The sequence below is a fragment of the Streptomyces cavernicola genome (assembly GCF_029968035.1).
GTDB classification, from domain to species: Bacteria; Actinomycetota; Actinomycetes; order Streptomycetales; family Streptomycetaceae; genus Streptomyces; species Streptomyces cavernicola.
In genome coordinates, this window is the sequence record NZ_JASCIQ010000037.1 from 1 (window position 1) to 14,135 (window position 14,135).

Consider the following 14,135-nt stretch of genomic DNA (forward strand, 5'->3'; position numbering starts at 1 on the left):
GGACTGTGGGGGGGGCCGGGGGGGGGGGGGGCGGCGCCCGCCCCCCCCCCCCCCGACGAAGTCAGGCGCGCTACGCCCCCTCATGCGCCCCCGCGTGCACCCGTCCACGGCCGGCCGGGGCGGTAGGTGCGTTCGAAGCGGTACAGGGATGCCTCCTGGCTCCACTGGAGCTCGGCCTTCGGGCTGCTCGCGAGCAGGGTGCGGCAGGCCGGGGCGGGCGGGAGCAGGCCGGGCGCCGAGCCGGTGCAGGCGGTGGCGAAGCGGTGGCCGTCGCGCGTCGGGTTGCCCCGCCACAGGCTGCGGCCTGGCAGGAAGGCGTACTCGAGTGACGCCCGCGCCAGGTTCTTGAGCTGCGGATACGACAGGTCGTACGTCTCGGACGCGTACTGGTACTCATGGCTGATGTCGACCCGGCTGATGCCGGGGTCGTCGGTGGCGAGGACGACGGGCACGCCGTGGCGGCGGTACGTCTCGAAGGGGTGGTCGGCACCGCGCACGCCGAGGATCTGCGCGTTGCTGGTGAACGGCACCTCGACGGCGACCTCACGCGCGGCCATGGTGGCGGCCGTGCTCTGCCAGTCGTCCTCGTGGACGAGGTCGACGCCGTGGCCGATGCGCTCGGCGCCCGCGACGCCCACCGCGTCCTTGATGTGGAACTTCAGGTCCTCCGGCTTGACCAGACCCGGCCACAACTCGCCTGCGTGCAGGGTGACATGGGCCTTCGGGTACACCCCGCGCAGGTACTGGATCATGCGCATCTGCAGGCTGTAGTCGCGCAGGGCGCGCTCGCCGTCCTCGGGCTGGACCAGGTTCACGGCGACGAAGCGGCCGTCGCGCTCGGCGAGGCGCATGCCGAGGGCGAGTTGGGTGAAGACCCGCTCGGGCGCGCTGCCGCGCGAGACCTGCGAGATCCAGCGCGTCGGCAGCGCGCAGCCCGGCCGCGCGGTCGGGGTGCCGCAGCGGCCCGCCGTACGGAACTCGGCTGCGGCGTCGTCGGCCTCCTTGCCCGCCTCGGCGACGAGCCGGTCGAGGCGCCCGCCCGCGAGGAGCTTGCCGTGCAGGTCGGCGAGGTTCGCGTCCCAACCGACCTCGGCTGCCAGCTTCTTCGCCCCGTCCGAGGCCGGCGTGACCATGGTCTCCACGTAGAACTGATGCTGCTCGGCCGCGTCGTCCGCCACTTCGGCGAGGAGCTTGCCGCGGTTCCGCCAGGTCACCGCGCCGAACTTCCCGAACGTGCCGAAGAAGTGGTCGTGCCCGTTCCCGTCCGCCGGGAAGTCCTGCATGGACCAGGCGCGGACGAGCGCGGCGCGGAAGTCCTGGTCGGTGCGGGCGTCCGCGGCCGGGCGGGCGTCCGGTCCGCAGGGCGGATCCACGGCCGTCATCGTGCCGGTGTCGATGCACATGCCGTCGTCCGCGGCCAGGTCGACCAGGTACTCGGTCGAGACCGCGCCCGACAGGTGGTTGTGCAGCTCACCTCCCTTGGGCAGCTGGCGGAAGAAGTCCTTCAACAGCTGCGGCTCGTCCTCGATGCCTTGCAGGTACGCGTCCGTGGCCGCCTCGCGGGACGAGATCGGCAGCGGCGGGGACCACGCGTCGGTGCGGGCCGCTGCGGCCGCGGCCGTGCTGGGCGCCGCCGCAGCGGCCGGGGGCAGGAGGAGGGACGACAGGGCCGCGCCGGCGGTGACAGCCACCACGGCCGATGTCCTGACACGGCCCGGGAGACCAGGGAGGCCGGGGAGGCCGGGGAGACCGAGGCGTCCGGGAAGACCAGGGAGACCAGGGAGAGAACGGTGTTGGAGATTCACCGGGTCATGATCAACAGCGCGGGGCGGGGCAGGGCCGCAACGACGCAGCTCTCCCCTTCGAGCCACCCGTAAGCCACCCGGCTGGTCGAAGGCGCCCGGCCCGCCGGGTCGGCGGGAGGGACGAGGGGCGACGGACGAGGGACGAGGGGCGAGGGGCGAGGGGCGAGGGGCGAGGGGCGAGGGACGAGGGGCGAGGGACGAGGGGCGAGGGACGAGGGACGAGGGGCGAGGGGCGAGGGGCGAGGGGCGAGGGGCGAGGGGCGAGGGGCGAGGGGCGAGGGGCGAGGGGCGAGGGGCGAGGGGCGAGGGGCGAGGGGCGAGGGGCGAGGGGCGAGGGGCGAGGGGCCCCGGCGCCCTGACTGTCACGGATCGGGCAGTGCCCGTACGCCCGTTGGGTTCGGCTCTCCTCCGGGCTACCGTCCTCCCATGAGGGAGCCGCCCCGCCTTCGCGCCACGACCGCCTACGACCGCACGTACGACGACCCCTCCCCCGAGCTGCTGCACCGGCTGCTCACGGAAGCCGTCGAGGAGTATCCCTTCGTCGTGCTCGAACGCCTCGATCTCGGCCCCGGCGGGCACTTCATGCAGACCTTCTACTGGGACGACGCGACCGGCTGCTCCGTCGAGTACCGCGAGGGCAGCTCCGAGCGGCAGTTCCGCACGCTCGTCTCCGGCCCTCTCGTGCCGGACGGGCACCGTGCCGTCACCGGTCTTCTCCTCGACTGGGCGCACGAGCGGCCGGGCTGGCGTGAACGGCACGTGTGGGAGCCGGTGTTCACCGAGGCACAGCTCCGCCGGGAGCGGATCGCGGATCGGACACTCGGCCGGCTGTTCCGGAGACGACCGCGCGGACGAGGCGAGGGCTGAACCGGCGGCACGTGGGCGGCGGGGGTCCCGCCAACAGCCGTTGTGCGAAGGGGACTTACTCAGCGACTCCCCCCTCCGCGACCGGATGAGGCAGCAGATCGAGCACGCGCTCCCAGGGGAACGCGTCGGTGTCCGGCACCGGGGTGGCGTCGGCGATCGCCACACCCATGCCGCGCAGCCGCTCCAGGCTCTCCCCGTACGCAGGATGCGCCGCCAACTGCGCGTTCACACTGGGCAGTACGGCCGTGGGGACGCCGCTGCCGAAGGCGTCGCACAGGGTGGCCACGGCCAGGGTGTCGGCTATGCCCGCCGCCCATTTGTTGACCGTGTTGAACGTGGCCGGGGCGACCGCTATCGCGTCCGGGTCCGGGAACGGCCGGGGGTCACCGGGGCCTCGCCAGGCCGAGCGGATCGGGTTGCCGGTCTGCGCCTCCACGGCCGCGGCGTCGAGGAAGGCGAGGCCGTGCGGGGTGGCGATCACGCCGACGTCCCACTGCCGCTCCTGGGCAGCGGTGATCAACTTGCCGGTGTCGGTGGCGACTCCGGCCGCGCAGACGACGAGGTACAGGAAAGGTTTGCGAGTCACGGCTCCGATTCTTTCGTTTCTCTCGTTCGTGTGGGCGTATGCGCGAAGCGAGGCTCCGGCCCGATATTCGTGCAAGTCAGAGCGGCGCCGGACGGCTTCGGGCAAGGTCGAGATGCCGATGGGGGCGGGCGGGGGGACAGTGGGTTACGTATGGCGCTCCGATGCGAGGAGGAGAGTGGACCATGCCCAAGAACGTCCACGGTCACGGTCAGCCGAAGGACCCCCAGCACTCGAAGCTTTCCGCGCAGCAGGCGCGGGAGAAGGGCACGCGGCCCGAGATGCAGTCGATCTCGGCGAAGACGCGGGGGATGCAGCAGAAGTCGCAGGCCCGCCGCCAGGGCAACCGCTGAGACCGCTGCAAGTCTGCCGCCGGCCGGAACCACAGTCGCGAACGATCACGTCAGGGGCCTGACCCGCACGCCGGGTCGGGCCCCTGGCCGTGCCTGCGGTATTCGTGTCGGAACTCGGGCGAGGGCGCAGGTGGGAAGTCATGCCGCGAGTCTGCCGCCGGGCACTGACAATCCCGGCCGGAGCCGCCGAGTTATCCACAGGCCGAGTTATCCACAGGCTGAGGGCCGCGGCGGCGGGTTGTCGGTCGGGCCAGGCAGTATGGGGCTCATGACTGCGGAGATGCCGAACTGGCCGGACTGGGAGAAGCGCTTCAGGGCGCCACGTGTGTCGCTGCCCGAGTGGGCGGAGGACGCACCGGACCGCTCGCTGTTCGTGTCGAACGCGACGGGGACTTACGAGCTGTACGCCTGGGACCGGGCGACCGGCGAGCAACGCCAGGTGACGGACCGGCCGAACGGCACGACGGACGGCGCGGTGAGCCCGGACGGCCAGTGGATCTGGTGGTTCTCGGACACGGACGGCGACGAGTTCGGCGTGTGGATGCGTCAGCCCTTCGCGGCCGACACGGGACAGGGACAGGGACAGGGGCAGGGCGAAGGGGCCACGGGCGCGGGCGCGGTGGACGAGCCGGCCGCTCCGGGTCTCGAACCTTCGTATCCGGCGGGCCTCGCCCTCGGCAGGGACGGCAGAACCGCGGTCGTGGGCCGCTCCACGGACGAGGACGGCTCCACGATCCACGTCGTGCGGGCGGGCGAGAAGCCGGTCGAGATCTACCGCCACCGGGAGTCGGCAGGCGTCGGCGACCTGTCGTACGACGGCACGCTGATCGCCGTGGAGCACACCGAGCACGGCGACGCGATGCACTCCGCACTGCGCGTGGTCCGGCTCGACGGCGGCACGGTCGCCGAGCTCGACGACTCCAAGGGCGGCGTGGAGGAGCTGGGACTCGAAGTGCTCGGCTTCGCTCCGGTCGAGGGGGACACCCGGCTGCTCGTCGGGCATCAGCGGCGCGGGCGCTGGGAGCCGATGGTCTGGGACGTCGCCACGGGCGAGGAGCTCGACCTCGCCCTCGAACTGCCGGGTGACGTGGGCGCGGAGTGGTATCCGGACGGCTCGGCGCTGCTCGTCGTGCACAGCTTCGAGGCCCGTAGCGAGCTGTTCCGGTTCGACCTGGCGGAGCGCGAGCTGATCGAGGTGCCGACGCCGAAGGGCTCGGTGTCGGGGGCGACGGCACGGCCCGACGGCACGGTGGAGTACCTGTGGTCCTCCGCGGCGGAGCCGCCGCAGGTGCGGTCGACGACGGGGGCGGTCGTGCTCGATCCGCCCGGCATGAAGGCGCCGGGGTCGGTGCCGGTGGAGGACGTGTGGGTGGAGGGGCCCGGCGGCCGTGTCCACGCGCTCGTGCAGCGGCCCGCCGGTGCTGGTCCGTTCCCGACGATCTTCGAGATCCACGGCGGCCCGACCTGGCACGACAGCGACGCGTTCGCGGCGGGCCCGGCGGCCTGGGTGGACCACGGGTACGCGGTGGTGCGGGTCAACTACCGCGGCTCCACGGGGTACGGCAGGGAGTGGACGGACGCGCTCAAGCACCGCGTCGGACTCATCGAGCTGGAGGACATCGCGGCCGTCCGCGAGTGGGCCGTCTCCTCCGGCCTCGCGGACCCGGCGAAGCTGGTGCTCTCCGGCGGCTCCTGGGGCGGGTACCTGACGCTCCTCGGGCTCGGCACGCAGCCCGACTTCTGGTCGCTCGGTCTGTCGGCGGTGCCCGTCGCGGACTACGTGACGGCGTACCACGACGAGATGGAGGCCCTGAAGTCGATGGACCGCACGCTGATGGGCGGTACGCCGGAGGAGGTCCCGGAGCGCTACGAGGCGTCGTCGCCGCTGACGTACGTGGACCGGGTGCGGGCACCCCTCTACATCTCGGCGGGCGTGAACGATCCGCGGTGCCCGATCCGCCAGGTCGAGAATTACGTGGACCGGCTGGCGGCGAGAGACGCGGTGCACGAGGTGTACCGGTACGACGCGGGGCACGGCTCGCTGGTCGTGGAGGAGCGGATCAAGCAGGTCCGCCTGGAGCTGGACTTCGCGACCCGGCACTTGGGGGTGAGCCCGTACAGAGCCTGACGGCGGACCGGCTAGCGGCACCCTGAGCCCGGCGTCGGAGGGTCGCACCGTACGGTGGTAGGCGTGTATCGGTTTCTGCTGACTCCGCGATGGTGGGGGATCAACCTCTTCCTGGTGCTGGCCATCCCCTTCTGCGTGTTCATGGGGTCCTGGCAGCTCGGGCGGTTCGAGGACCGTGTGGAGAGCCATGAGGCGGCCGAGAAGCGCAGCCACGAGGCGGGCAAGGGGCCGGCGCGGCCCCTGACCGAGCTGCTGCCCGTGGACAAGGAGACCTCCGGCGAGCGGGCCACCGCGACCGGCCGCTGGGATCGCCAACTCCTGGTCCCTGGCCGGGAGTTGGACGGCAAGCAGGGCTACTACGTCCTGGGGCTGCTGCGTACGGACGGGGGCAAGGCGTTGCCCGTGGTGCGCGGGTGGCTGCCCGGCGAGGCGGGGAAGGCGAAGGCCGAGGCGCCGAAGCTGCCGTCCGGCGAGGTCACGGTGACCGGCGCGCTCCAGGCCTCGGAGAACTCCGGCACCGACGGAGTGCACAAGGCCGGCGGTCTGCCCGAGGGCCAGCTGGGCATGATCAGCGCCGCGTCCCTGGTGAACCTGGTGCCGTACGAGGTGTACGACGCCTGGGTCACCGTCGACCGCAGCTCGGACGGGATGACCGCGGTGCCGCCGAGCGCTCCGCAAGGCAGCGGCCTCGACCTGAAGGCGTTCCAGAACCTCGGCTACACCGGGGAGTGGTTCATCTTCGCCGGGTTCGTGGTGTTCATGTGGTTCCGGTTGTTCCGGCGCGAGGTGGAGTTCGCTAAGGACGCCGAGCTGGGCCTCGTACCGCGGGAGGACGAGGCGGGCTCTGCGAACGGGGCGAGCGGGGCTGCGTCCGCGGGAGACGAGGCCGAGCCGGCCACTGCAACGGAAGCGGGGGCGGAGACACAGGCGGAAGCGGAGGCCGAGGCAGGAACCGCTTCCGGCGAGAAGGCCAAGGCTCAGAGCTGAGGCTGCGAGACTCCGGGGCTGGACCCAGACTGCCGAAGCTCGGGACTGGAGCCAAGCTGCCGAACCTCGGAGCTGAGGCCAGGGCTACCGAAGCTCGGAACTGGAGCCGGGGACGTTGGCTCTCGGTACTGGAGCCAAACTGCCGAACCTCGCGGCTGGACCCAGAACCACCGAACCTCGGGGCTGAAGCCAGAACCACCGAGCCTCGGAACTGAAGCCCAGAACGCCGAGCCTCGGGCGTGCGGCTCAAGGCTCAAGGCAAGGCCGTCGAGCCCTCGCAGCCTCTCCTGCCTCAGGAAGCCGCCAGTACGCCCGTGCGGTAGATCGTGCCCGCGCAGCCCGCGATGGTGGTGGCTGCGCTGGGGGCGCCCGGTTCTGCGGTGTGGGTGACCGTGACGCTGCCGTCGGACGGGCCTTCCTCGCCGCCGAGTTGGGTCGTCGTGCCGCTCTGCTCCGTGCCGCCGCTGGTGCCGTCGCCCGTGGGCGTCGGGTCCGGGGAGGCGCCGGGGCCGGGGCAGCTCTCGGACGGCACCCAGGCGAAGCGGACCTCGTAGGCCATGCCCGGCCCCAGGACGATCGAGGTCGGGCCGGCGGCCGGGTCCGGGAGGCGGGTGGCGGCGTCGCCGGAGGCGTGGTCCACGACGTTGATCTTCGCGGGGTCGGCCGCGCCCTGGGCGGCGAAGACGACGCTGCCCGCACCGCCCACCGTGCACTCGGCGTCGGAGGTGTTGGAGACGCGGAACGTGCCGTAGACCTTGCCCTCGGCGTCCGGGGGCTCGGCGGTCGCGGTGGCGCTGCCCAGCTGGGCGGCGTCGCAGGTCACGGCGGTGATGGCCTCCGTGGCCGTCGGGTCGGCGCCGGCGGTCGAGCCCTCGCCGGGCTCGGTGTCGCCGCTGCCCTTGCCCTTGCCCCCGTCGTCGCCCTTCTCCTTGCCGCCCTCGTCGCCCTTGCCCGCGGGCTTGTCGCCGCCCTGCTCGCCGCCGCCGGTGACCTTGGCGGAGTCGTTGCCGCCGGGCACTTCGGAGCTGTGGCCGACGGCCGAGGGGTGGTCGTCGTTGCCGCTCGGCGAGCTCGTGACGTGTACGAGGGCGGGGACGGCGGTGCCGATGAACAGCGCCGCGGCGGCCATCCCCACGACGGCCTGACGCTTGCGGGCCCGGCGGGCGGGCACGGCTCGACGCAGGTGGTCGAGGGCCTGGTCGGAGGGTTCGAGCTGCTGGACGGCGCCCTGGAGAAGTCGGCGTACGGCGAGCTCATCGGGGCCGAGGTCGGAGGGGCCGGCAGAGGATTCAACAGAGGGGTCGGCACCCGACGGCTCCCTCGACGAGTCCCGCCCGGCCGGCTCCGAGCCGCTCGCGTCTCCCCGCTCGCTCGGGGTGCTCTCGCTGCCGTGGGTGTGGGGGCCGCTGTTCACCGCTTCGTTCCCGCCGTGCTGGTCGTACTGAGCTTCGTTCTCGTACCCGTCGTACCGGTCGTACCCGTCGTACGTCTTGTCCTCGTGCCCGTTGTGCCCGTCGTGCGCGAACCTGCTCATGCCGGCGCCTCCATGGCGACGCGCAGGGCGGCTATGCCGCGCGAGCCGTACGCCTTGACCGAGCCGAGGGAGATGCCGAGGGTCTCGGCGACCTGGGCCTCCGTCATGTCCGCGAAGTACCGCAGGACCAGGACCTCTCGCTGGCGGCGCTGGAGGCCGCGCATCGCCTTGATCAGGGCGTCGCGCTCCAGCTGGTCGTACGCACCCTCCTCCGCGCTCGCCATGTCGGGCATCGGCTTCGAGAGCAGCTTGAGGCCGAGGATGCGGCGGCGCAGGGCGGAGCGGGAGAGGTTGACGACGGTCTGGCGGAGGTAGGCCAGCGTCTTCTCCGGGTCGCGGACGCGCTTGCGCGCGGAGTGCACGCGGATGAAGGCCTCCTGGACGACGTCCTCGCAGGAGGCGGTGTCGTCGAGGAGCAGAGCCGCGAGGCCGAGCAGCGAGCGGTAGTGCGCGCGGTAGGTCTCGGTGAGGTGGTCGACCGTGGTGCCGGAGGCCATGGCTTCGTCAGCGCCCTCGCGCTGGCCGGGCACACGCGTTGGCCGCGTCGCGGGCATGGGGGCGATCACCGGCATGCCGCCGCGCTGCGGCCGCGCGACTGCGCCGCGCGCCATGGGGAATTCGAGAACCTCTGCCACGCTTGTTGGACACGCTTCCCCCCGTCAGGGTTGTACGCACCGGGCCGCGTATTCACCGCGTCCGCTGCCCGCGCCGCGTACCGCACGCGTGGCGATGCGCCACATGTCACCCATGCCGCCCATGCCGTCATGTGCACCAGCTCTTCCCCTACGCCCCGATATGCCCCGTCTCCATGCGGTGCCTTGGAAGGCCGACCGCAAAGACGCTCCCCGGCGCCGCGTGGTTGCAGGAGATCCCACGGAACACGCGGAGGACGGGGAGCGAATCTTCGTACGAGGTCATGGCCCGGTTCAAGTGACCTGGACCGGCACGATGGACACACAACTTACACAGATCACACATGGAAAATCGCCCGGGTTTCAGCGACCCCCGGGCGCAACCAGCAGCAAAATTGGGCGAATTACGACATCTCTGCCGCGATCAGCTCCGCGATCTGTGCCGTGTTCAGTGCGGCGCCCTTGCGCAGATTGTCGCCGCAGACGAAGAGTTCGAGCGCGGCCGGGTCGTCGAGGGCGCGGCGGACGCGGCCGACCCAGGTGGGGTCCGTGCCCACCACGTCCGCGGGGGTGGGGAACTCACCGGCCGCGGGGTTGTCGAAGAGCACGACGCCGGGCGCGGTGGAGAGGATCTCGTGGGCGCGGCCCACCGTCACCTCGTTCTCGAAGCGGGCGTGGACGGTCAGCGAATGGGTCGTCACGACCGGTACACGGACACAGGTGACGCTCACCCGCAGATCGGGAAGATCCAGGATCTTCCGGGACTCGTTCCGGACCTTGAGCTCCTCGGACGACCAGCCGTCGTCCTGCAGCGAGCCGGCCCACGGGATCACGTTGAGGGCGATCGGCTCGCGGAACGGCCCGGTCCCGTCACCGACGGCACGGCGGACGTCGCCCGGCTTGGTGCCGAGGTCGGTGCCCGCGACCAGGTTCAACTGCTCGCGCAGCACGTCCACTCCGGCGAGCCCGGCCCCGCTCACCGCCTGGTACGAGGAGACCACGAGCTCGCGCAGCCCGAACTCGGCGTGCAGCGCGCCGATCGCGACGATCATCGAGAGCGTCGTGCAGTTCGGGTTGGCGACGATGCCGCGCGGGCGGACCCGGGCGGCGTGCGGATTGACCTCGGGGACGACCAGGGGGACGTCCGGGTCCATCCGGAAGGCGGCGGAGTTGTCCACGACCACCGCGCCCTTGGCGGCGGCGATGGGCGCCCACTGCGCGGAGACGTCGTCGGGTACGTCGAACATCGCGATGTCGACGCCCTCGAAGGCCTCTTCGGTGAGCGCGACGACCTCGACCTCCTCGCCGCGCACGGTCAGCTTGCGGCCGGCCGAGCGAGGGGAGGCGATCAGGCGGATCTCGCCCCAGATGTCAGCGTGCTGGGACAGGATCGAGAGCATGACCGAGCCGACGGCCCCGGTCGCCCCGACGACCGCGAGAGTGGGTCGAGCGTGGGCGTCCGGGGCCGTCGGCGCAGGGGTCATCAGCGGCCGGTGCCTCCGTAGACCACGGCCTCTTCGGAGTCGTTGTCGAGGCCGAAGGAGGTGTGCACGGCCTGCACGGCCTCCTTGACGTCGTCGGCGCGGGTGACGACCGAGATGCGGATCTCGGAGGTCGAGATCAGCTCGATGTTCACGCCCGCGTCGCTGAGCGCCTCGAAGAACTGCGCCGTGACGCCCGGGTTGGTCTTCATGCCGGCGCCGACGAGGGAGATCTTGGCGACCTGGTCGTCGTAGCGCAGGGAGTCGTAACCGACCGTCGGCTTGATCTTCTCCAGGGCGGCGGTGGCCTTCTTGCCCTCGGCCTTGGGGAGCGTGAAGGAGATGTCCGTCAGGCCGGTGGAGGCCGCCGACACGTTCTGCACGATCATGTCGATGTTGATCTCGGCGCTCGCGATGGCGCGGAAGATCGACGCGGCCTCGCCCGGCTTGTCCGGGACGCCGACGACGGTGACCTTGGCCTCGGAGACGTCGTGGGCGACTCCGGAAATGAGGGCGTGCTCCACCTGCTCGGCTCCCTGTGCAGACTGTTGCGGTCGTTCGTTGCTGACCCAGGTGCCCGGCAGCCCCGAGAAGGACGACCGTACGTGGATCGGGATGTTGTAGCGACGGGCGTACTCCACGCAGCGGTGGAGGAGCACCTTGGAGCCGGAAGCGGCGAGCTCCAGCATGTCCTCGAACGAGATCCAGTCGATCTTGCGGGCCTTCTTCACGACCCGCGGGTCGGCGGTGAAGACGCCGTCCACGTCGGTGTAGATCTCGCACACGTCGGCGTCGAGGGCGGCCGCGAGGGCCACCGCCGTGGTGTCACTGCCACCGCGGCCGAGCGTGGTGATGTCTTTGTTGTCCTGGCTGACGCCCTGGAATCCGGCGACGATGGCGATGTTGCCCTCGTCGACGGAGGTGCGGATCCGGCCCGGCGTGACATCGATGATGCGCGCTTTGTTGTGAACCGAGTCGGTGATGACACCTGCCTGGCTGCCGGTGAACGACTGGGCCTCGTGGCCCAGGTTTTTGATCGCCATGGCCAGCAGGGCCATGGAGATCCGCTCTCCTGCGGTCAGCAGCATGTCGAGCTCGCGCCCGGCAGGGATCGGCGAAACCTGCTCGGCGAGATCGATCAGCTCGTCCGTCGTGTCGCCCATCGCGGAGACCACGGCTACCACCTGGTTGCCGTTCTTCTTGGCCTCGACGATTCGCTTGGCGACCCGCTTGATGCCTTCGGCATCGGCTACGGAGGAGCCTCCGTACTTCTGCACGACAAGGCTCACGTGCGCTCCTCGCTCAATTCTTGGTGCGGTCGGCTCAGTTTAGCGAGCGGCCGGTTATCGCCCCGTATGTATCGCATCATGAGATGTCCCGCTCACGACGTGACCATCCGGAGCCCCTGTCATCCCGGCCGCTCCAGAACGGCACATGCCCGCTGAGGACCGAGACACTCCGGAAAGTGGGGCGGGTCACAACCCGGCGCACGGCCTGGAGATGTGTTCCGGCCACACCTCCACGGCCCGCCGAGCGGCTATTTCAGCCGCGCCGGACAGGCTCCCCACACATATACGCGATCGCCGGCCCGTGTGCGCTGCCAGAGCTTGCGGGCGTCGTCATGCATCAGGTTGACGCAGCCGTGCGAGCCCTTGCCGGTGTGGACGTAGCCGTACACGCCGTGCACGGCCTGGCCGCCGTTGAAGTACTGGGCGTACGGCATCGGGGCGTCGTAGAGCCGGGAGCGGTCGTCCTCGACGGGGCGGGTGGTGCGATGCCAGCCGGTGCGGGTCCGGTCGAGCGTCGAGACGTCGGGCGCCTACTCCTCGCGGCCGAGGCCCAGCGGCCCGGCGATCTCCTCGGCCATGACCTTGCCGGCCTCCTCGGCCAGCTCGTCCTCCTCGCCGAGGTCCTGGTCGGTGTCCAGGCCGTCCAGCTCCTGCAGCGGCTGGTCCAGGCGGACGTGGGCGACCAGGGACTGCAGCGCGCGCAGCGAGGCGGAGGCGGTGGAGCCCCAGTTGGAGAAGTACGAGAACTGCCACCACCAGAGCGCCTCGACCGTACGGCCCGCGCGGTAGTGGGCGAGGCCGTGGCGCAGATCGGTGACGACATCGGCCAGGTCGTCCGAGATCCGGCAGGCCACCGGGGCCTTGCGGGGCTCGTACGGGTCGAAGACCTCGGAGTAGACGTCGACCGGGTCGAGGAGGGCGGCGAGGCGCTCGCGGAGCTCGTCCGCCTCGTCGACGGCCTGCTCGGGGCCCAGGTCCGGTTCGTACCGCTCGTCCGGGACGATGTCCTCGTGGGCGCCCAAGCGGCCGCCGGCGAGCAGGAGTTGGGAGACTTCGAGGAGGAGATACGGCACTGCGGAGTCCGGCTCGTCGCCCTTGGCGACCTCGGTCACCGTGAGGATGAAGCTCTCGACCTGGTCGGCGATCTGCACCGCGAAGTCGGAGGGGTCCTGCGGCGTCGAGGCGGCAGTGGCGGGCGGTGCGTCGTCCCGCGCACCGTTCTTGACCTGCGTGGCGTCAGACATCGAGCAGTCGTCTCCCTTCGAAGGCGCGGCCCAGGGTGACCTCGTCCGCGTATTCAAGGTCTCCCCCGACGGGAAGGCCGCTGGCCAGCCGGGTGACCTTCAGGCCCATCGGCTTGATCATGCGAGCGAGGTACGTCGCCGTGGCCTCGCCTTCCAGGTTGGGGTCCGTGGCCAGGATCAGCTCGGTGACGGCGCCGTCGGCGAGCCTGGCGAGGAGTTCCCTTATCCGCAGGTCGTCCGGGCCGACGCCCTCGATGGGGCTGATCGCCCCGCCCAGGACGTGGTACCGCCCGCGGAACTCGCGGGTGCGCTCGATCGCCACGACGTCCTTGGGCTCCTCGACGACGCAGATGATCGCCGGGTCGCGCCGCTGGTCGCGGCAGACGGCGCACTGCTCCTCCTGCGCCACGTTCCCGCAGACGCTGCAGAAGCGGACCTTCTCCTTCACTTCGAGGAGGGCGTGCGCGAGGCGGCGCACATCGGTCGGCTCCGCCTGCAGGATGTGGAAGGCGATCCGCTGCGCGCTCTTGGGACCGACGCCGGGCAGCCTGCCCAACTCGTCGATGAGGTCCTGGACCACGCCTTCGTACAACGGACTGCCTTCCTTGTGCTTTCTGTCTTCTGTTCTGGCTGCCGTGCCGGCTGTCTGTTCTGACTGCCGTCCGGCTGCTGTTCTGGCTTGGTACGTACGGTAGTTGGTGGACCGGGACCTCAGATAGAGGAGATCCCGGCGTCACCCGTCCGTGACGGACCCGCGGCCGCCGCTAGAACGGCAGGCCGGGGATGCCGGCGCCACCGCCGCCGAGGCCCTGGGCCAGCGGGCCGAGCTTCTGCTGCTGCAGCGCCTGCGCGTTCTCGTTGGCCGCCTGCACCGCGGCGAGGATCAGGTCGGCCAGCGTCTCCGTGTCCTCAGGGTCCACCGCCTTCGGGTCGATGGCCAGACCGCGCAGCTCGCCGGAGCCGTTGACGGTGGCCTTCACGAGGCCGCCGCCCGCCTGCCCGTCGACCTCGGTCTGCGCAAGCTCCTCCTGCGCCTTCGCGAGGTCCTGCTGCATCTTCTGGGCCTGCTGCAGCAGCTGCTGCATATTGGGCTGGCCACCACCGGGAATCACGATCAGCTCCTGGCTCTCGACTGGTCCGGACGACACGTCCGTACGGGCGTACGCGGCGGGGTTTGCCGCCTGGCACGAGCCTACGTGTTCAAGGGACGGATCGCCCCAGCACTCTTTCGA

Annotated in this window: 13 protein-coding genes and 1 pseudogene; 4 read left to right on the top strand and 10 right to left on the bottom strand. The window is 71.2% G+C overall.

The features are described 5' to 3' along the window. Positions 1–80: 80 nt before the first annotated feature. Entirely contained in the window at positions 81–1,694 is a 1,614-nt protein-coding gene (locus QIS96_RS28750; protein WP_282545703.1) for an adenosine deaminase family protein, read from the bottom strand. 537 nt (positions 1,695–2,231) lie between these two features. Between QIS96_RS28750 and QIS96_RS28755 the strand changes: the two genes are divergently transcribed. Next, positions 2,232–2,672, top strand: coding sequence for a hypothetical protein (locus QIS96_RS28755; protein WP_282545704.1), 441 nt, complete (start codon positions 2,232–2,234; stop codon positions 2,670–2,672). A gap of 55 nt (positions 2,673–2,727) precedes the next feature. Here QIS96_RS28755 and QIS96_RS28760 read toward each other — a convergent pair whose 3' ends face one another. Beyond that, positions 2,728–3,258, bottom strand: a complete 531-nt coding sequence (locus tag QIS96_RS28760; RefSeq protein ID WP_282545705.1) for a flavoprotein — start codon at positions 3,256–3,258, stop codon at positions 2,728–2,730. A gap of 182 nt (positions 3,259–3,440) precedes the next feature. On the opposite strand from QIS96_RS28760, the gene QIS96_RS28765 reads away from it, so the two are divergent. The 3 genes from QIS96_RS28765 (at position 3,441) to QIS96_RS28775 (ending at position 6,723) form a co-directional block, all read left to right on the top strand. Continuing rightward, on the top strand, positions 3,441–3,608 hold the full coding sequence (locus tag QIS96_RS28765; protein WP_282545706.1) for a hypothetical protein: 168 nt from the start codon (positions 3,441–3,443) through the stop codon (positions 3,606–3,608). Positions 3,609–3,876: 268 nt separating this feature from the next. Beyond that, positions 3,877–5,736: a S9 family peptidase gene (locus QIS96_RS28770; protein ID WP_282545707.1), complete on the top strand. Its 1,860-nt coding sequence runs from the start codon at positions 3,877–3,879 to the stop codon at positions 5,734–5,736. Positions 5,737–5,799: 63 nt separating this feature from the next. Continuing rightward, on the top strand, positions 5,800–6,723 hold the full coding sequence (locus QIS96_RS28775; protein ID WP_282545708.1) for an SURF1 family protein: 924 nt from the start codon (positions 5,800–5,802) through the stop codon (positions 6,721–6,723). Positions 6,724–7,015: 292 nt separating this feature from the next. Here the strand turns inward: QIS96_RS28775 and QIS96_RS28780 are convergent, their stop codons facing one another. The 8 genes and pseudogenes from QIS96_RS28780 to QIS96_RS28815 all read right to left on the bottom strand — a co-directional run bounded on the left by QIS96_RS28780 (position 7,016) and on the right by QIS96_RS28815 (position 14,015). Then, positions 7,016–8,257: a hypothetical protein gene (locus QIS96_RS28780; RefSeq protein ID WP_282545709.1), complete on the bottom strand. Its 1,242-nt coding sequence runs from the start codon at positions 8,255–8,257 to the stop codon at positions 7,016–7,018. Next, positions 8,254–8,868, bottom strand: a complete 615-nt coding sequence (locus tag QIS96_RS28785; RefSeq protein ID WP_282545710.1) for a SigE family RNA polymerase sigma factor — start codon at positions 8,866–8,868, stop codon at positions 8,254–8,256. The genes QIS96_RS28780 and QIS96_RS28785 overlap by 4 nt, the downstream gene beginning before the upstream one ends. Before the next feature lie 425 nt (positions 8,869–9,293). Beyond that, on the bottom strand, positions 9,294–10,373 hold the full coding sequence (locus QIS96_RS28790) for an aspartate-semialdehyde dehydrogenase (protein ID WP_282545711.1): 1,080 nt from the start codon (positions 10,371–10,373) through the stop codon (positions 9,294–9,296). Next, the gene (locus QIS96_RS28795; RefSeq protein ID WP_282545712.1) at positions 10,373–11,659 is read right to left on the bottom strand and encodes an aspartate kinase; all 1,287 of its coding nucleotides are present in this window, start codon (positions 11,657–11,659) and stop codon (positions 10,373–10,375) included. The genes QIS96_RS28790 and QIS96_RS28795 overlap by 1 nt, the downstream gene beginning before the upstream one ends. A gap of 248 nt (positions 11,660–11,907) precedes the next feature. Next, positions 11,908–12,156: pseudogene (locus tag QIS96_RS28800) on the bottom strand (L,D-transpeptidase); the annotation flags it as partial. 33 nt (positions 12,157–12,189) lie between these two features. Further along, a complete protein-coding gene (locus QIS96_RS28805; RefSeq protein ID WP_282545713.1) occupies positions 12,190–12,903 on the bottom strand; it encodes a DUF5063 domain-containing protein in 714 nt (237 codons plus the stop codon). Continuing rightward, positions 12,896–13,495, bottom strand: coding sequence for a recombination mediator RecR (gene recR / locus QIS96_RS28810; RefSeq protein WP_282545714.1), 600 nt, complete (start codon positions 13,493–13,495; stop codon positions 12,896–12,898). Before recR ends, QIS96_RS28805 begins: the two co-directional genes overlap by 8 nt. A 172-nt stretch (positions 13,496–13,667) precedes the next feature. After that, positions 13,668–14,015 (bottom strand): YbaB/EbfC family nucleoid-associated protein, encoded by a 348-nt coding sequence (locus tag QIS96_RS28815; RefSeq protein ID WP_282545774.1) that lies wholly within the window; start codon positions 14,013–14,015, stop codon positions 13,668–13,670. Positions 14,016–14,135 lie beyond the last annotated feature (120 nt).